We start from the raw sequence: 16,779 nt of genomic DNA, 5'->3' as shown, positions 1-16,779 counted from the left end.
CAGACCCCCAACGATAACAGGCTCGACGGGTCAGTTCCCCATCCTTCACCGCAGCCTCAGCTCGAACGGCATCGTCAGCACCCCGTAGCTCGGCAGCCCCAACTCCCTGAGCGCCGCCGACCAGAGCCCCTCGATACTCACCGGAGCCAACCCAGCGTGCCCGGCACTCTCCGAGGAGTGCGCCGGCTTCAGTCGGGCAAGCGTACCCGCCAGGCCGACCGGCACCACGTCGACATCATCGATATCCATCCCAGCCAGCAGCGCGGCCCGCTCCAACGCGAGCCGATAGCCACCGACGTGGTCCACCAGGCCACGCTCGCAGGCCTGACTACCCGTCCAGACGCGTCCCCGGGCGAGGCGTTCCAGCTCCTCGTAGGACATGTTGCGGTCCTCTGCGGCCGCAGTGGTGAAGTCGAGGTAGACGCGGTCCAGCCACTCGTTAAGCCGTCGCCAGCCGTCCTCGTCCAGCTTCCGCGTCGGGCTCATGGCCGCCGCCCAGGGGTCGGCGGTGATGGACTCCCGCACCAGACCCAGCTTGTCGTAAAGCCCTTGCGTGACCATCTTGCCCGCGAACACGCCGATCGAGCCCGTCAGGGTGCTGGGCAGCGCCACAATCTCGTCCGCAGGCATGGACACGTAGTAGCCGCCCGATGCCGCCACCGCGCCCATGCGAGCCACCACAGGCTTACCTGCCTCCCGCAGCGTGTGCACGCTGCGCCGGATGAAGTCGCTCGCCACAGCGGAGCCGCCGGGCGAGTCAACATCGAGCAGCACCGAGACGATGCTGTCGTCGCGCAGCGCCTGCCGCAGGTGCTCATCCACCACATCGGAACCGACCTGCTGCCCCATCACCCCGGTGGAGCCACGCCCGGTGACGATCGCCCCACGAATGCTGACCACGCCGATCTTCTTTCGATTCCGCCGCAGGGCCTTGCGCAGATCGGGTTTGAGCGCGTAGCGGCTGACGAACCGCAGCTGCTCCGGCTTGGCCTCCCACTCACCCAACGCCGACTTGTACACCTCGTCGCGGTAGCCCAGCCGGTCCACCAGGCCGATTTCCAGGGCCCGCTGCGCAGAGATCGGGGCCTCCTTCATCGCCGCGCGCACCACGTCGACCTCCAGCCCGCGCCGCTGCGCAATCGTGGAGACCGCGTCGTCGACGATACCTTCGACGATCGCCGTCACCATCTCGCGGTTGGCATCGCTCACCTCGTCCGCAGCGAACTGATCCGCGGCCGTCTTGTACTCGTGCCGCTTCCCGAACTCCGGCTCGACCCCCAGCTTGTTCAACCCGCCCTTGAGCAGGGTGATCTGTGCCCCGGCGCCGCTCAGCGTGAGCATGCCCGTAGGCTGCAGCCACACCTCGTGGGCCGCTGTGGCCATCTTGTACAGCGCCAGGCCGGGATCGCCCTCGCCAAACGATTCGCTCCACACCACCGTGGGCTTGTGCTCCGCGAAACGCTCGATCTCCAGCGCCACCTCGTCGAGCATACTGACGGCTAGTCCGACGTTGCCTGCGTGCACGATCAACCCCTTCACGTGCTCCGCCTTGGCCGCCTGATGCAGGGCTGTGCGCAGGGCAGGCATCGTCGTTGCGTTCAGCAACTGGATGGCTTGCAGGGGGTTTGCGGGCCGGGCGTCCAGGACGCCACGGGCGAGATCCAACTCCAGCACCACGGGCTGGTCGAGCAGGGATGAGAGCTTGCTACAGAACTTGGCCATGCCTCAAGAGTACAAACGCGCACCAGCCCCCGTGGAGTTATCCACAGGGGCTGGTGCTCGCAAGCCTGTCAGAGCAACTTCTTGGCCGCCTCGACGACGTTCTTCGCCGTGATCCCGAAGCGCTCGAAGCACTCCTCCCCGGACGCCGACGCCCCGAAATGCTCGATGGAGATCGACGCGCCCTGGCCAACGTACTTCGCCCAGCCCATGGCAATGCCGGCCTCGACGCTCACCCTCGCGGTCACCTCCTTCGGCAGCACCGACTCGCGGTACTCCTCGCTCTGCTCGTCGAACCACTCCTGGCAAGGCATCGAGACCACCCGGGTGGCGATGCCGCCGGCCTCCAACTGCTCCTGGGCGTCCAATGCGACGGCCACCTCGGAGCCCGTGGCGATCAGGATGACCTGCGGCTCACCCGAGGCCTCGCTGACCACATAACCGCCCTGCGCCACGCCCTCAGCAGACGCATAGCGCACGCCCCGCTCGATGGTGCGCAGGTTCTGCCGCGACAAGATCAGGCCCGCAGGCTGGCCGGTACGCCGCAGGATCTCGCCCCAGGCCACCGAGGTCTCATTGGCATCCGCCGGACGGACCACCGCGAGGCCAGGAATGGCGCGCAGCGACGCCAGGTGCTCGATCGGCTGATGGGTGGGCCCGTCCTCGCCCACACCCACCGAGTCGTGTGTCCAGACGAAGATGCTGGGGATGCCGCCCAGCGCCGCGAGCCGCGCCGTCGGGCGCATGTAGTCGGCGAACACCAGGAAGGTGCCGCAGTAGGCGCGCGTCAAACCGGCGAGGTTGATTCCGTTGACGATGCCGCCCATCGCGTGCTCGCGCACGCCGAAGTGCAGGGTGCGGCCGTTCTCTGAGCCCGACCAGTCCTTCGACTGCCGGTTGGCCGGCAGGAAGCTCGGCTGGCCCTTCATCGTCGTGTTGTTGGAACCCGCGAGGTCGGCCGAACCGCCCCACAGCTCCGGCAGCTGATCCGCCAGCGCGGAGAGCACCTCCCCCGACGCGGCGCGCGTCGACTTCGAGCCCTCCTCAAACACGGGCAGGGCGAGATCTTCCGGCAGCTTGCGCTCACGCAGCCGCTCCAGCAGTTCGGCACCCTCCCGGTTGTCCGCCTGCCAGGCGGCGAAGCGCTCGTCCCAGGCGGCACGGGCGGCCCGGCCGCGCTCGGCGAGAGCGGAGCGCACCTGGGCGACCACGTCCTCCTCCACCTTGAACGGCTCGTTCTCGAAGCCCAGCACCTCCTTCATCGCCGCGATCTCCTCGGCGCCAATCTTGGACCCGTGCACGGCGTGGTCGCCCTGCTTGTTCGGCAGCGGCCAGCCGATGATCGTCGACAGGCGGATGAGTGACGGCTTGTCCGTGACCTTCTTCGCCTCCTCGATCGCCGCGTACAGCGCCTCGACGTCCTCTCTGTATTCGGTGCCGCCGTTGGTCCAGTCGATCTCCTGAACGTGCCAGCCGTAGGCCGCGTAGCGCGCGCACACGTCCTCGGTGAAGGCGATCTTCGTGTCGCCCTCGATGGTGATGCGGTTGTCGTCGTAGATGAGAATCAGGTTGCCCAGGTTCTGGGTGCCCGCCAGCGACGACGCCTCGGCGCTCACCCCCTCCTGCAGGCAGCCGTCGCCGGCCACCACGTAGACGTGGTAGTCGAACAGCGACTCGCCCGGCTTGCACTCGCCGTCGAGGATCGCCCGGGTGCGACGGGCCGCCATCGCCATGCCGACCGCATTCGAGATGCCCGCGCCCAGCGGACCCGTCGTGCACTCCACGAACTTGGTGTGCCCCACCTCCGGATGCCCGGGCGTGAGCGAGCCCCAGGTGCGCAGCGACTTGATGTCGTCCATCTCCAGCCCCAGGCCACCCAGGTACAGCTGCGCGTACTGGGTCATGGACGCGTGTCCCGCGGACAGAATGAACCGGTCTCGGCCCAGCCACTTGTCGTCGGACGGGTCGACGTTCATCACCTTGTGATAGAGCAGATACGCAACCGGCGCGAGCGAAATCGGGGTGCCAGGGTGGCCGTTGCCCACCTTTTCCACGGCGTCAGCGGACAGGATCCGCGCGATGTCTACGGCACGCGCGTCGGTTTCATTCCATGCAAGAGTCACGATGCTTCCTTAGCAATCTGGTACGTGATTGGAAAGCTTACTGGCTCTGGCGAAGGGCGCCGCGCGGGAGTCGCCTAAAAATCGAACTGCGGGACGTCCACCAGCGAGGCCGTGCCGTCGTCGCTCGGCTCGCTGGACCACTCGACGAAGCTGCCCGGCTCCACCGGCCGAACGTTCTCGCCCAGCGCGTCGCGCACAAGCTTGGCCAGGTCGTCACCCTCACTGGGGTCGTAGGTTCGTGTCTCGGCCACGAATTACCTCCCTCACGTGTCGCCCGGGCCACGGCGGGCCCGTTGACGGAACAACAACTGCAGCACAACGATACCCAGCAGCACCACCAGCGATCCCCCGACCAGATAGGCGCTCGTGGGATTCGGGGCTACACCGTCGAAGCGCGGCTCCCCCACCGGGTGATGCGGGTCCAGCCTCGCCGGCCGCCCAGCGCCCAGGAAGGCCTCCAGCCGGGCGCGCACCCCGTCGTCGAAAGCGGTGCTGCCGCTGCACAACCCGGTGGTGAACCCAGTGCCCGCGTCCCCGTGCAGGAAGGCGAGCTTCTCCTCGCCAACCCGCCAGTTGACGCTGCACTCGACAGCGCCGAAGTCTGCCCCCACCAACACCGAGGTGTCGACGTCCCCCTTCCAGAACGTGATCGGGGTGAGCGTGTAGAAGGCGCGAGAATTGGGCTCGTCAACCTCGATCCTGTCAACACGCATGTGCGCCACGACATCGGCCTCACGCGCCCACTCGTCGAGATCCCCCGGCGGACAGTCGCACGCCCACGCTTGTCCAGCCGACACCAGCCACACGGCGAGCAGCGTCGCCAGCAGCCGACGAATCACTCGCCGCCGCCCAGCAGCGGCGGCTTCGCCGACCACGGGAAGACGATCCACCTGTCCGTGCTCTTCCACACGTAGTCCGGCTCGACGATCGTCGCAGGCTTCGAGTAGAGCACCGCCGAACGCACCTCGGCGCCGAAACCGCGCAGCAGCTTGATCACCAGGCCGAGCGTGCGGCCGGAATCGGCCACGTCGTCGACGATCAGCAGCTGTTTACCCGCGATGGCCTTGGTGTCCAGCATGGGCGCGAGCAGCACAGGATCCGGCAGGGTCGAGTTGACGTCGGTGTAGAATTCGACGTTGATCGCGTCGGTCAGCTTCACGCCCAGGGCGTAGGTAAGCGACCCGGCCAGCAGCAGCCCGCCGCGGGCCACCGCGATGAGGATCTCGGGACGGAACCCGGAATCGACGATGGCGCGCGCCAGATCGTCGGTGGCTTGGCCCAGGCCCTCCCACGTGAGAATCTCCTTGCCGGACAGGTCGGTTGCGTCTGCGTGATAAGCCATGACTAAAGGATAAGGGGTGCCGCGGGTGGGGCGCTGGCCGCCCGCGAAGCCCGTGCCGCTAGCGTTGGCCCATGACCACCCGCCACTTCAGCAACGCCGCCTGCACTGCCACCGCGATGGACCGTGGCGCGACCATCACCTCCTGGCACCCCAGGCACGCGCACGAGGCCCTGTTCGTCACCGGCGACGCCAACCCCGACGCCGAGTTCCACGGCGGCATCCCCATCTGCGCGCCCTGGTTCAGCCAAGGGCGGGGCGTGGCTCCGGTCAGCCACCCGCACGGGCTGGTGCGCTGGGTGGACTGGCAGTTCGAGGGGGCCCGGCAGTTGGGCGAGGTAACACGAGCCGCCTGGACTCTCCGCCCCGACGCCTACGCGCACCTCGCCCACGCCGACCAGTACCCGGCGGATCTGCGCTACCGCTACGAGGCTACCTTCGGCCGCGAGCTGGAAGTGACCCTCTCGATCGAGAGCCCGTCGGAGGAGGTCATCGTCGACGACGCCCTCCACACCTACTTTCTGGTGAACGCGGTGAGCACCGCGAGCGTGCACGGCGTGGGCGAGCGGCCGATCACCGTCGCCGGCCATTACGACGAGATCCATCTCGACGCGGCCGGCGGGCCGATCACCATCGAGATGCCCGACCGGCTCCTCGTGCTTGAGGCGCGCGGCGCCAGCGACGTCGTCGTGTGGAATCCCGGCCCGAAGCTGGCCGAGGAACTGCCCGACTTTGCAGGCTCGGACTGGCCGCGGATGCTGTGCGTGGAGGTGGGCAACGTGACGCGAAACGCCGTGACCATCGCCCCAGGCGGCACCCACCACCTGGGATTCAGGTTGCGGTTTGGCTGACCTCGACGGGGCGCTCCCAGCTCGCCACCACCCCCGGAACCTGACGGAACATCGGATGCAGAATCGGCCCGCCGTGCCGCACCCGATCACAGACCTCGGGGCTGCGGGCAGCCAGTTTGGCCAGCAGGTGCCGCCACTCGAAAGCCACCTGGCCCTCCGTCACTTCCATCGTCACGTCACCCGCCGGGGCGTCGATCCGGCTCCGGTCGAAGCGGTAGCCGCGCGCCACCGCCTCGTCGGCGATGCCATGCAGGAAGGTGGCGATCGCCGTGCCCGGGTCGGCGCACTGACGGAAGCGCTCCAGCTGCGGATGATTGCGGTACCCGACGGTGCCGCCGGCCAGCACCTTCTGCGCCAGCAACGCCTCTCGCCAGGCGGCGGTCAACCCCTGCCGGTCCAGGAGGCTCGGATGCAAAGACCAGAGTCTCATGGGAGAGCAACCCGCTTCTGCATGATGAAGAAACCCTTCTCCGCAACAGTGTTCACCAGTCGGTAGCCCAGCTGCTCGTAGAGCGCGCGGGCACCATCGTTACCGTTCTCGACGATGAGGCTCACCTTCTCCATCTCGTGATCGAGCGCGTACCGCTCCGCCGCCGCGATCAGCAGCCTCGCGATGCCCCGGCCCCGGAAGCGGTGCTCGACCGCGAGCAGAATCTCCAGAACATCGTCGTCGGGCAGATAGTCTGCGGCCAGGCTCGGGTTGTCGCCGCGCCGCATCCAGAGCCCGCCCGCCGGGATGCCGTGAGCATCCATCGCGATGAAACCGCCCTGTCCCTCATCCCACGAGTGCACATAGCGCTCCAGCTCGCCCACGAAGGTGGGGCGCACCGGCTTCTCCTCGTCGCCCCACACCTCGGTGAGGAAGAACAGGCGCTCGATGTAGGTGCGATCGGATTCGGTGGCTGCGCGCAGGCTGATGTCGGTCACGCGCCCCACTCTAGGACCTCTTCCGAAAGCCGCGCAGGCTGCGGCTCGCTGGGCCGGGCGAAGAAGGGTTCGCTCCGCCTCGACCGGCGCCTCCGACGCGGGAGGGGCCGCCACAGCGCCGAGTCGGCGGGCCCGGGAATCACACCGGCAGCTCTTTCGGCACGGTCCTTAACCGCGCACCACCCAGGCTTCCTCGTCCGCCGTCGGCGGCTCGAAGGAGCGCAACCACCGGTCCAGCTGCTCCGGGGACACGAACACCCGGTGCGCCGACAGGCCTTGCGCGTTGCGGGCAGCGAGCCGGCGGTGCAGCTCGTCGGGCGCCACGTCGAAGTAGACGAGCTCCACCTCCGCCCCCGCCTGCTGCGCGAGCGCGCGGTACTCGTCGCGGCGGGCCCTCGATGCCAGCGCGTAATCGACCACGACGTCCCTGCCTGCCGCCACCAGCTCCCGCAGCCGCCGCTTGTGCGCGACCTTGATGTCGCGCTGCACCGGCCCGGGCAACGGCTGCTCGACGTGCCCGGCGGCCCACGCGTCGGCGTCCACGGACAGCCACGCAAACCCCTGTTCGGCCAGCCGCGCGGCGTAGGTGCTCTTGCCGGAACACGTCGGGCCGCAGAGCAGCACCACCCTCGCCATCTCAGCGTGCCTTGCGTGCCCGCGGCCACTGCGGGCGCGGGAAGGTGAGGGAAGCCGCCCCCGGCAGCTGCCAGTTCAGGCGCCGGGCGACGATGCCGAGCACCGCAGAGCAGACGATGGCGAGCGCCATTCCCCACACCGGGTGGTGCAGCGAGTCGCACACCACCATCACGATGCTGGATAGGATCGCGACGGTCGCGTACAGCGGCTGCCCACCGAAGATGCCCGGGGTGCGCCCCGCCAGCACGTCGCGCAGCACTCCGCCGCCCACGGCGGTCAGGACGCCCAGGAAGATTGCCGACGCCGAGCCGAGCCCGGCCCCGAGCGCCTTCACCGCCCCGGTTGCCGCCCAGCAGCCGAGTGCCAGCACGTCGGCCAGTATGAGCATGCGACGCGACCACAGCCCGTCGAGGACCAGCAGGTAGGCGATTGCCGCGCCCACGGCGGCCCCCGGAACGTAGTAGGGATCCACCAGCGCGACGGGCGGCCCCTGAGCGAGCATGACGTCACGCATGATGCCGCCCCCGAGCGCGGAGGCGACCGCCAGGAACAGAAACCCGATCGCGTCGAAGCCCCGCAGCCGAGCCACGGCACCACCGAGCAGCCCGTTGGCGATCACCCCGGTGACGTCGACGATGCGGAAAATGTCTTCCGGAGTCACACGGGGATTGTATTGCGCTGGCCCCCCTGTCCCGTCAAGCCGGAGCAGCCGCTCGACTGGGGCGCGTCGCGGATGCACTGCCCTGGCGGGGCATGACCGACCGGCTCGCGGGCCCCTCAACGGCTTCTCCCGCGTCGGTACGCACGGGCCAGGACGCTGAGGGCCCGCTCACCTGATGCGGTTTCCGCGGCCCGGCAGGAACTTCGCGACGCCCTCTCAAAACCCTCGACGCGGGGCCGCCACCGTCCGCTGCCGCCGCAGGTAAACCGTGGCCAACGTGACAGCGACGACGCCTGCGGTGACGCTGGCGATGCTGGCGATGGCCAGCCAGCTGCCGGCCATACCAGCAGACTCACCCTTGACCGGTTGCGCAGGCTGGGCGGGGGCGGGCTGCTGGGGTTGCGCCATGGCGACGCTCTGGTTGCGTTGCTCCTCGGTCGCGGGCGCGGCTGGGGTGGGTGGCTGCGGGGCGGGTGCCACGGCTTCGGGCTGCGGCTCGGGGGTGGCAGCGTCCAGCTGGGGCGCCTCGACGGCGGTATCCTCCGGCTGAGCGGTCGGCTGGGCCGGCGAGGCGGACTCCGTTGCCCGCTTCTTGGGGCTCTTCGGGCGGACGACCCGTTGCGCCTGGGGCGCCTGGTCACGGTTGACGGGGGCCTCCGTCGCGGGCGGGTTGGCGGGCCGGGATGCCGACTTCGCGGGGGTCAGCCCGGCCTGCTCGGGATAGGAGGCGAAGTTCTGGGTGGCATACCAGGCGCCGGTGGCGGAGTCGAATGCCAGGCCGATGCCGACGGAGTTCAGCTCCGGATTGAGCATGTTCGCCAGGTGCCCGGGCGAGTTGGCCCACTGGCTGAAGATCTTGGCACCGATGTCGCCGCCGCCGGTGCGCGCAGCGACGTTCTCCGCGGCCTGAGTCCAGCCGTCGGGGTATTTGTCGGCGAACTGCGGCCGGTGACCGATCGCCCCCTCGGCGGCCATCGACTTCGACCAGTCCTCGGCCACCACGTCGAGTTCGACGTAGCGCGCCATCGGCTGCAGGCCGTGCTGGCTCCGGAGCCGGTTCAGCTCGTTCAGGATGATTTGTTCGAAGGCCTCCGCCCCCTGGTCGTCGGCGGGCAGCACCCGCTGCAGCGGGGCGGGAGCGGGTGAGGCGTGGGCGGTGGCGAGCGACAGCGGCGTCGCAGCCAAGACCAGGGCGGCAAGCACACGGTTGAGGCGCATCTGACCTCCTCGGCTAGGAGACAAGGTAAGGCCTACTCAACCACACGTCGGGGTCAGGTAGGGCAAGGTCGGTCGGCTTTTCGCGACCATTGCCCCCAATTCACTCGACGATCGTGCGCGACTTTATCTGGCTCGTGAGCAGAAACTTGACCTCGCGCGGCTCCTCGGTGAGTACCCGGACGAAGCCCGGCGTCACCTCCAGGACATACCCATCAATGATGCCCTGCTCCATCTCGATGTGTTCGCGCAGCTGCCACGGGGTGTCCACCAGCGCGGAGAACGCAAACGTGAGCACCAGCGCGACGCCGCCGGTGAGCCGGAACAGCCGGTGCACCACGTCCGTCGCGCCACGCATCCACCACACGCTGAGCGCGCCGACGATCGCGGTGAGGAACGCTATGCCGACGGGCAACCACACGATGCCGAGCGTGGTCGTGAGCGCAAAAACCGCCGCCGCCAGGAAAGCCACCAGAAGGAGCCGACCGATGGTGGCCCGCCGGTGTCGGCGAACGTACCAGTACAGGTCGGCCAGCGCGAGCGGCGCGACGCACATCACCCCGACCGCGGTGAGGTGGGGCCGCCCAAACAGGGTGCCTAGCACGACACCGAGCAGGTCGGAGAAGTCCATCGAGTCCGCGACCTCACCGGCAACAAACCAGTCCCAGTGCGCCACCGCCATGATCCGCAGCAGGATGAACAGCACCACCGCCGCGCCGGCCGCACCGGCGCCGAGCGCCGCCGTCAGGCCGGGGCGCTCGTCTTCCTCGGCGCCCTCCGCGCGGCCCGCGCCGCCGTCGGCTGTCATGTCCGGCTCCGGCCAGGCGGTTCCGGAAGCCCAAGCCAGCGGGGCACGCGGGAGCAGTAGTCGTCGAAGGCTGCACCGAAGCGGGCCCGCAGCGCTGCCTCCTCCGCCGGGATCTGCCAGCGGTCGATGGCGAACACGAACACGGCGACGGGCAGCGCGGCCCACGCCGCCCGTCGCCACAGCGCGTGGGCCGCGAGCAGCACCGCGAGCGCGACGTACATCGGGTTTCGAGTCAGTGAGTTCGGGCCGTCCTGCACGAGCCGGCTGCTGCGCTCCACGTCGACCGGATCGACGGTGGTGCCGGCCGCGCGGAACCGGGCCACGGCCGCCAAACCGAGCCCGGCCGACGCCAGCGCGAGCCCCGCAGCCAGCGCCGTCGGGACCGGGTGCCGCCGCGCGCGGCGGGGCAGCTTCGCCTGGGCCGCGGCCGCCGCAGCAAACAGGGCCACGGGAGGAATCCTCATGCGCTCATCCTAGGCATGCCGGATGCCCCTCCGACCCCCGCGCCCGCTGCGCGGAGGTTTCGAGTTGGATCGTCGCGTGGTGGAAGGCCACCGGGAAGTGCTCGGCCACGCATTGGGTGATCCGCTCCAGTATGTGCGGGGCGTGGCCGGAGACGAAGCATTCGTCCTGCACGACGACGTGGGCGGACAGCACCGCCATCCCGGTGCCGATCGTCGAGGCGTGCAGGTCGTGCACCTCCTTGACGTGTTCCAGCGCCAGGATGTGGCGGCGCACCTCGTCGAGGTCGACCCCGGGCGGTGCGAACTCCATCAGGACGCTCAGGGTCTGGCGAAGCAGGCGGAAGGCTCGCGGAACGATCAGCGCGGCGATGAAGAGCGCGGCGATGGTGTCGGCACGATGGAAGCCGGTGTAGTGCATCACCGCAGCAGCGACGATGACCCCCACCGAGCCGAGCGCGTCGTTCAGCACCTCCAGGAAGGCGGCGCGCATGTTGAAGTTGGCGCTGCGGTGGGACGCGAGTACCGCGACGCCCGCCAGGTTGGCGAGCAGGCCGACGACGCCAAAGACGAGCAGCTCCGTAGGCGGCACCTCCGCGGGCTCGAACAGGCGGTGCACCCCTTCGACGGCGGCGTACAGCCCAACCACCAGCAGCAGAACCGACTGGCCGAGCGCAGCTATCACCTCGATCCGCGCGAAACCCCAGGTGCGTCGGCTGCTGGGCGGGCGCAGCATCATGTTGGCCGCGATCAGCGCCACGAGCAGCCCCGAGGCATCCGCCAGGGCGTGCGCGGTGTCGGTGAGCAGCGCCAGGCTGCCGGTGACGATGCTGCCCACCGTCTGGGCGAGCACGATGACAGCCGCGAGGCAGAAGGCGACGAGCAGTCGCCGACGTGCGCCGACGTCGGTGGCCGTGTGGCCGGGCAGGTGCGCGTGGGCGTGGCTGTGGGCGTGGCTCATGGCTCGTCCTTGGTGAGCATGGCCGCCCGCAGCTCGTGTTCTCCGAGCGACAGCGTCCGGCCGGAAGCCGCGAGCAGCGCGGCGGAGTTGCCCAGCAGGGCGGCCAGCAGCTCGGGGTGGGCCAGGGAAAACCAGGAGGACCGCCCCTCGGCGCGGTGGTTGACCAGGCCGCAGTCCCTGAGGCAGGCGAGGTGCTTGCTCACCGTCGACTGCGCCAGGTGCATGTGCTCGACGAGGTCGCGCACTCTGTGCTCGCCGGTGGCGAGGTGTTGCAGGATCGCGAGCCGCGTCGGCTCGGAGAGCGCGTGGAACAGCAGCGCGTGGGCGTTACCCTCGTCCAGGCCGTGGAACTCAGCCTCGGATTCTTCAATCGCCATAGAGCGATGATAACACCGAGTGGCGATCAATTTTCGGAGTTGGACCGACGACCCGGGCGTCGGCCCGGGAGCCGTCGGTTCCATCTCTCCGCGCCCGACGGCCAAGGGCGAGTTTCGCTCCGGGACCCACCCGGGATTGGGCACGCCAGCCGCAAGACCGCCGGCTGCGCAGCGGAACCTGCTGCGCAGCCGTGCTGCGGCTGGCAGGCTCCAGTCAGCTGTTCGCCGGGGTCTCGAATTGCAGCCGCTTCTCGCCCGTCGCGGCGTCGTAGGCGGCCAGGCCCGCTATCGGATGCACGAGGTAAACAATCGAACTGTCGGGGCTGAACCCGCCGCCCGCGAAGTCGTAGATCACGCTCTGGCCGTCCTCGGCGGGCACCGCCGAAATCATCGTGATTTGCCCATCGGCTCGGACGATGGCGGCTTCAGATGTGGCGGGCAGCCCGACGACATAGCTTTCGCTCGGGGCCGAAACCGCGAGAAGGTGGGCGCTTTTCTCCTCGGGCGGCAGCGCCTCGCCCCGGGGATCGTCCACGCTGGCAGCAACGACTCCGCTCTCCCCGTCCCAAATCGCCCTTCTCTCGCCGAGGAAACCGCGCGGCCATTCTTCGGGAGCCTTTTGCCAGTCTCCGGTGGGCAGCAGGGTGTTGGGGTCGAACAGCCGGTAGTCGGTACCCTGCCATGCCCCGTTCTCGTCGCGCTTTCGGCGCACCAGCATCGCATACGATCCGCTTGGAGCCAGCAGAAGAAAGTCTCCTGGCCGGTCGGGCTTTGCGTCACCAATCTGGCGTCCGCTGGCGACGGACCAGGCACGAATCGTGCCATCCGCGCCCAGCGTCAGCAGCCTGGTGCCGTCCGGGGTGAACTTACCGTCGCGCACCAGCACCATGAAGTGGTCGACCTGCTTGGCTACGTGCCCCGCATAACCGCCGAAGTAGCCGCCGCACGCCACGTCGTAACGACGGATCTCCTTACAGTCGGCTACAACAAACTCCGCGCTATCCACGCTCCATGCCTCAAAGCCGACGAATGGGACGGAACCCACGTCGAAGGACACCCGTCCTGTCGTGGAGTCCCACACATACATCTTCCCTTGGTACTCCGCTGCAACCCAGGACCCATCGGGCGAAACAAGCAGTTCAGGTGCATACGAAGCATCGGTGATGATGTCGAAACTCCCAACAGTCCGGCAAAAATGATCACCCTCGGAACCCACCGAACGCGGGTCACATTCAGCAATCCTCGGGACCTTCGGCAACTCAGAAACAGAGGACGGAGAAGTGGCCGTCCACTGCTCAACCGCAGTGGAGCTATCCTCCGATACTAGAGAAGAATCCCAGCAACCAGCGAGGCCCAACGCCCCGCCAGCAAGCAACCACCTGCGAGAAAAAAGCGCCGACACGATAAAAACCTCTCAAAATCAAATACCGACACACTAGGCAACCGCGACGGGATACTCACCGCGGTTCCGTGACGACAAGGCAAACGCCGTCAAAGCCAGGATAACTCCAGCTTGGGTCACCGGCCTGTGCCTTCGGCCCGGAATAAGTGATGATTCCCAGCCTTACCCCCCAGGCGGCGCCCGCACCGCGTGCGACGAGGTGCGGGCGCCCCTAGCAGATCAAGGCTGGCCGCCTCGGTTCAGGCGTAGCATTAGTCATCAACGTCGGTCTCACTCACTCGCCGGGGTCTCGAATTGCAGCCGCTTCTCGCCGGTCGCCGCGTCGTAGGCGGCCGGGCCCGTTATCGGATGCACAAGGTAAACAATCGAACCGTCCGGACTGAACTCTCCCGTGCTAAAGAAATAGCTTATCGTGTACTTCCCCTCATCCTCAGGATTGGGGATGATCACCCGGCGGCCATCCAGGCTGACGATAGCGACGCCGGCAGACCTGAAAGAAATGAGGAAATTGTCGGTCGATGCAGAGTAACCGAACCAGCCCCACTCTTTGTCGTCAGGGAGCAGAGCCTGTTCATCTCCCCCATCCAGATTGGTCACAAAAGCGCCCTCTTTACTTTCCCAAAGCAGCTTGTCGTCGCCCAGGAAACGGGAAAGCCACCTGTCGGTGGTTTCCTCCCAGTCCCCGGTCGGCAACAGCGTGTTCGGGTCGAACGACCGCTGATACCGGCTCCGCGTGTTGCCCTCTTCGTCCAATTCCTGGTGGATCAGCGTAGCGCGCGTTCCGTCTGGAGCCAGCAGGAAGGAGTGACCCGTTCTATCTGGCTTAGCCTGACCAATCTGCCGCCCGCTGGCGACCGACCAGGCCCGAATAGTATTATCCGCCCCCAAGGTCAACAGCCTCGTGCCATCCGGGGTGAACTTACCGTCGCGCACCAGCGTCATGAAATGGCTGACCTGCTTGGCTACGTGCCCAGAATAGCTACCGAAATAGCCACCGCAGGCCGCATCATAACGGCGAATATTCTTACAGTCCGCAACCACAAACTCCGCGCTATCCACGCTCCAAGCTGCAAACTCTACAAACGGAATATAACCCGCATCGAAAGATACTTGCCCTGTCGTCGAGTTCCACACATACATCCTCCCCTGATGCCCCGTAGCGACCCAGGCTCCATCGGGCGAAACATACAGCCCAGACATATACACAGCATCGGTGATGATGTCGAAGCTGTCGGAGGTTCCACACAAACCGTAGCCTCCGGAGCCAGACGAGCTCAGTTCACAGCCACTCACCCTCGGAACCTTCGGCATCTCAGGCACAGAGGAAGGAGAAGTGGCCGTCCACTGCTCAACCGCAGCGGAACCATCCCCCGAGGACAGCCCTGAAGAATCCACGCAACCGGCTAGGCTCAGCGCCCCACCGGCCAACAACCACCGACGAGAAAAATCAGCTGACACGGCGCACATATTCCTTCAGCTTGGCCACCGTGAGGTCGTCAGAAAACTCGTTCGTCGCACGCCCAGCGTCAATCTCAACCGGGGCTCGGCCGTAGTACTCCCCGGAGTTACGGTATTGCTTGCTGGACTCGTAGAGCCTTTCCGCTTCCTCGGGAGTCAGACCAAGCCTGCGGAAATCCGTCGGCCCGGCCGGCCAAAAGCGTCTACCCTCGACGAGTCTGTTGGCTTCGTGCTGTACAGCATGGGTCATTTCATGGATGATAACGTTCATGGCAACAGCGTCCTTAAGGCTATCACGATTGATCTTGAGGACACCGCCCTCCCATAGACCCCTGTAGGGAGCCAGCGTCTTTTCTTTCTCTCCATCAGAAGTTACCGTTTCCGTCACGAAAAACGCCTTATCCGATGGCACTATTTCAATCGGCGGCACCTTAATCCCATGCTGCTTCGCATAATCTTCGGCCAGCAGGCGGAGAATTCTCTCTTTCTGTTCATCAGACAAGCTGTCCCAGGTGGACTCGACTTGAGGGGTCAAGGATTCGTTCGGCCGCTGTCGAGAGATATCTATCAGCCCGGGAGGATAGGCGGAGTAGATCAGCCATGACGCTTTCGCTGCGGCTTTGTTTTCAAGACGCCGAAGGTCTTCTTGAGCCGTCTCCAGAATGAACCTCACCTTGGGCTTAGTGGTATAGTCCATGGTTCGCAGCAGCATCATGATCACGTGCGCCGCCTCTTTGGCTCGTGCCTGCATCTTGGAGCGCGTGTCGGACAGTAGACGGGCTATCTCTTCAAATGCGTCAGAGGCAGCAGCCGCTCGTTCGCTGATCCTCTCGAATTGATGAAGAGCGGAACCCGCACCCTGCATACGCTGATAAAATGCATCTACCGTCGGCCCTTCGTTTTTACGTAGTACAGTCTGCACGGCGGAGCGCAGGTCGTGGCTGAGGTCTGCCGACACGCTAGCCAGTTCAGCATATTTCCGACTTCTCGCATCGAACGATTCAGGGCTAATAACAGGCGGGTATACCCCAGCAGCTGCGTAAATTACGTTTTCTATCATTTGTAGCTCCAGTAGCGGCGGACTACATACTCCGAAGAAGTTTCCGCCGCCTGATAATTGTTTGCCGTTGCTGCCATCTTCGATGAATCAGAGTTTAGCTTCTCGACCATGTTTCCAATTGAGTTGAACCATTTCGGATGAAGCCCCAACATTCCTTCACAGAGGGTCCTGTCCACGGCCGATTGATATTCAGTTCGCTCAGGGGTCGGGAAAAGAATATCTTGAGTAACCTCCTGGAATCCTTGTCTAATTTCCTCGACTTCTTGGCTACATTTCATCCATGATGACGGAGAGAAGACTACATCACTCATCAATAGATTCCCTTCTTCTGGTTAATGATTTCTTCGGCCAACTCGTCCCATTGAAGAGAGCCGGAGTTTTCCTTTTGGGCGATTTCCATTACCGTCATTACATCAGAGTCTCGCCGCTCCAGGTTGGAATTAATGGCCAACATCATCCCCGACTCTATTCGCTGCCTCACTCGATCCACGCCCATGGGAAGTGAAACTTCGACTCGGACAATGCGATCCCCTTCACAAATCAGCGAAACCGATTCGGCCTCGATTCGACTCTCACCGGCACCACGCGAAACGGCAGGACACGCTTCCGCGTCTTCGATCTGATCACGGACTTGTTTGGCAAAGTCAAGAACGACCTGCATGGAAGCGGTATCTGCGACAGCATACTCGCTCATCGTCGCGGACAGCACCTCTTGGCGGTGTTGCGCCCAAGCCTGGTTAATAAGCTGCGCGTCCGCAGACAATCTCTCACCTAGAGCATC

Annotated in this window: 20 protein-coding genes; 1 reads left to right on the top strand and 19 read right to left on the bottom strand. The window is 66.1% G+C overall.

Translation table 11 applies throughout. The features are described 5' to 3' along the window. Positions 1-45: 45 nt before the first annotated feature. From sppA to EII42_RS06930, 5 genes are all read right to left on the bottom strand, one after another. The gene (sppA, locus tag EII42_RS06945) at positions 46-1,722 is read right to left on the bottom strand and encodes a signal peptide peptidase SppA (protein WP_125171393.1); all 1,677 of its coding nucleotides are present in this window, start codon (positions 1,720-1,722) and stop codon (positions 46-48) included. A 68-nt stretch (positions 1,723-1,790) separates the two neighbouring features. After that, positions 1,791-3,842 (bottom strand): transketolase, encoded by a 2,052-nt coding sequence (tkt, locus tag EII42_RS06940; protein ID WP_125171392.1) that lies wholly within the window; start codon positions 3,840-3,842, stop codon positions 1,791-1,793. A gap of 74 nt (positions 3,843-3,916) precedes the next feature. Beyond that, positions 3,917-4,093: a hypothetical protein gene (locus tag EII42_RS12900; protein WP_158676431.1), complete on the bottom strand. Its 177-nt coding sequence runs from the start codon at positions 4,091-4,093 to the stop codon at positions 3,917-3,919. Positions 4,094-4,105: 12 nt separating this feature from the next. Further along, a complete protein-coding gene (locus EII42_RS06935) occupies positions 4,106-4,732 on the bottom strand; it encodes a hypothetical protein (protein ID WP_125171391.1) in 627 nt (208 codons plus the stop codon). Then, positions 4,678-5,184 carry a phosphoribosyltransferase gene (locus EII42_RS06930; RefSeq protein ID WP_125171390.1) on the bottom strand — a complete coding sequence of 169 codons (507 nt, stop codon included), beginning with the start codon at positions 5,182-5,184 and terminating at the stop codon, positions 4,678-4,680. Before EII42_RS06930 ends, EII42_RS06935 begins: the two co-directional genes overlap by 55 nt. 71 nt (positions 5,185-5,255) lie before the next feature. Here EII42_RS06930 and EII42_RS06925 point away from each other — a divergent pair, with 71 nt between their 5' ends. Next, on the top strand, positions 5,256-6,032 hold the full coding sequence (locus EII42_RS06925; RefSeq protein WP_125171389.1) for a hypothetical protein: 777 nt from the start codon (positions 5,256-5,258) through the stop codon (positions 6,030-6,032). Here EII42_RS06925 and EII42_RS06920 read toward each other — a convergent pair. The 14 genes from EII42_RS06920 to EII42_RS06855 form a co-directional block, all read right to left on the bottom strand. After that, positions 6,013-6,462: a pyrimidine dimer DNA glycosylase/endonuclease V gene (locus tag EII42_RS06920; protein WP_125171388.1), complete on the bottom strand. Its 450-nt coding sequence runs from the start codon at positions 6,460-6,462 to the stop codon at positions 6,013-6,015. The genes EII42_RS06925 and EII42_RS06920 overlap by 20 nt on opposite strands. Then, positions 6,459-6,959 carry a GNAT family N-acetyltransferase gene (locus EII42_RS06915; protein WP_158676430.1) on the bottom strand — a complete coding sequence of 167 codons (501 nt, stop codon included), beginning with the start codon at positions 6,957-6,959 and terminating at the stop codon, positions 6,459-6,461. The genes EII42_RS06920 and EII42_RS06915 overlap by 4 nt, the downstream gene beginning before the upstream one ends. A gap of 168 nt (positions 6,960-7,127) precedes the next feature. Next, positions 7,128-7,595 (bottom strand): ATP-binding protein, encoded by a 468-nt coding sequence (locus EII42_RS06910; protein ID WP_125171386.1) that lies wholly within the window; start codon positions 7,593-7,595, stop codon positions 7,128-7,130. A 1-nt stretch (position 7,596) separates the two neighbouring features. Then, the gene (locus EII42_RS06905; protein ID WP_158676429.1) at positions 7,597-8,256 is read right to left on the bottom strand and encodes a trimeric intracellular cation channel family protein; all 660 of its coding nucleotides are present in this window, start codon (positions 8,254-8,256) and stop codon (positions 7,597-7,599) included. Positions 8,257-8,472: 216 nt separating this feature from the next. Beyond that, a complete protein-coding gene (locus EII42_RS06900; RefSeq protein ID WP_125171384.1) occupies positions 8,473-9,474 on the bottom strand; it encodes a CAP domain-containing protein in 1,002 nt (333 codons plus the stop codon). Between the two features lie 100 nt (positions 9,475-9,574). Then, positions 9,575-10,279, bottom strand: a complete 705-nt coding sequence (locus tag EII42_RS06895) for a hypothetical protein (protein ID WP_125171383.1) — start codon at positions 10,277-10,279, stop codon at positions 9,575-9,577. Next, on the bottom strand, positions 10,276-10,743 hold the full coding sequence (locus EII42_RS06890) for an isoprenylcysteine carboxylmethyltransferase family protein (RefSeq protein ID WP_125171382.1): 468 nt from the start codon (positions 10,741-10,743) through the stop codon (positions 10,276-10,278). The genes EII42_RS06895 and EII42_RS06890 overlap by 4 nt, the downstream gene beginning before the upstream one ends. Before the next feature lie 4 nt (positions 10,744-10,747). Beyond that, positions 10,748-11,701 carry a cation diffusion facilitator family transporter gene (locus tag EII42_RS06885; RefSeq protein WP_125171381.1) on the bottom strand — a complete coding sequence of 318 codons (954 nt, stop codon included), beginning with the start codon at positions 11,699-11,701 and terminating at the stop codon, positions 10,748-10,750. Continuing rightward, positions 11,698-12,078, bottom strand: coding sequence for a metalloregulator ArsR/SmtB family transcription factor (locus tag EII42_RS06880; protein ID WP_125171380.1), 381 nt, complete (start codon positions 12,076-12,078; stop codon positions 11,698-11,700). The genes EII42_RS06885 and EII42_RS06880 overlap by 4 nt, the downstream gene beginning before the upstream one ends. 214 nt (positions 12,079-12,292) lie before the next feature. Beyond that, entirely contained in the window at positions 12,293-13,165 is an 873-nt protein-coding gene (locus tag EII42_RS06875) for a WD40 repeat domain-containing protein (RefSeq protein ID WP_125171379.1), read from the bottom strand. A 585-nt stretch (positions 13,166-13,750) separates the two neighbouring features. After that, the gene (locus tag EII42_RS06870; protein ID WP_158676428.1) at positions 13,751-14,773 is read right to left on the bottom strand and encodes a WD40 repeat domain-containing protein; all 1,023 of its coding nucleotides are present in this window, start codon (positions 14,771-14,773) and stop codon (positions 13,751-13,753) included. A gap of 154 nt (positions 14,774-14,927) precedes the next feature. Then, complete coding sequence (locus EII42_RS06865; RefSeq protein ID WP_125171377.1) at positions 14,928-15,998, bottom strand: hypothetical protein; 1,071 nt, start codon at positions 15,996-15,998, stop codon at positions 14,928-14,930. Further along, positions 15,995-16,309, bottom strand: a complete 315-nt coding sequence (locus EII42_RS06860) for a hypothetical protein (RefSeq protein WP_125171376.1) — start codon at positions 16,307-16,309, stop codon at positions 15,995-15,997. The genes EII42_RS06865 and EII42_RS06860 overlap by 4 nt, the downstream gene beginning before the upstream one ends. Beyond that, positions 16,309-16,761 carry a hypothetical protein gene (locus EII42_RS06855; RefSeq protein WP_125171375.1) on the bottom strand — a complete coding sequence of 151 codons (453 nt, stop codon included), beginning with the start codon at positions 16,759-16,761 and terminating at the stop codon, positions 16,309-16,311. Before EII42_RS06855 ends, EII42_RS06860 begins: the two co-directional genes overlap by 1 nt. Positions 16,762-16,779 lie beyond the last annotated feature (18 nt).

It is taken from the genome of Tessaracoccus sp. OH4464_COT-324, assembly GCF_003932855.1.
In the GTDB taxonomy this organism is placed as follows: Bacteria; Actinomycetota; Actinomycetes; order Propionibacteriales; family Propionibacteriaceae; genus Arachnia.
This window is presented reverse-complemented; position numbering and strand designations above follow the sequence as displayed.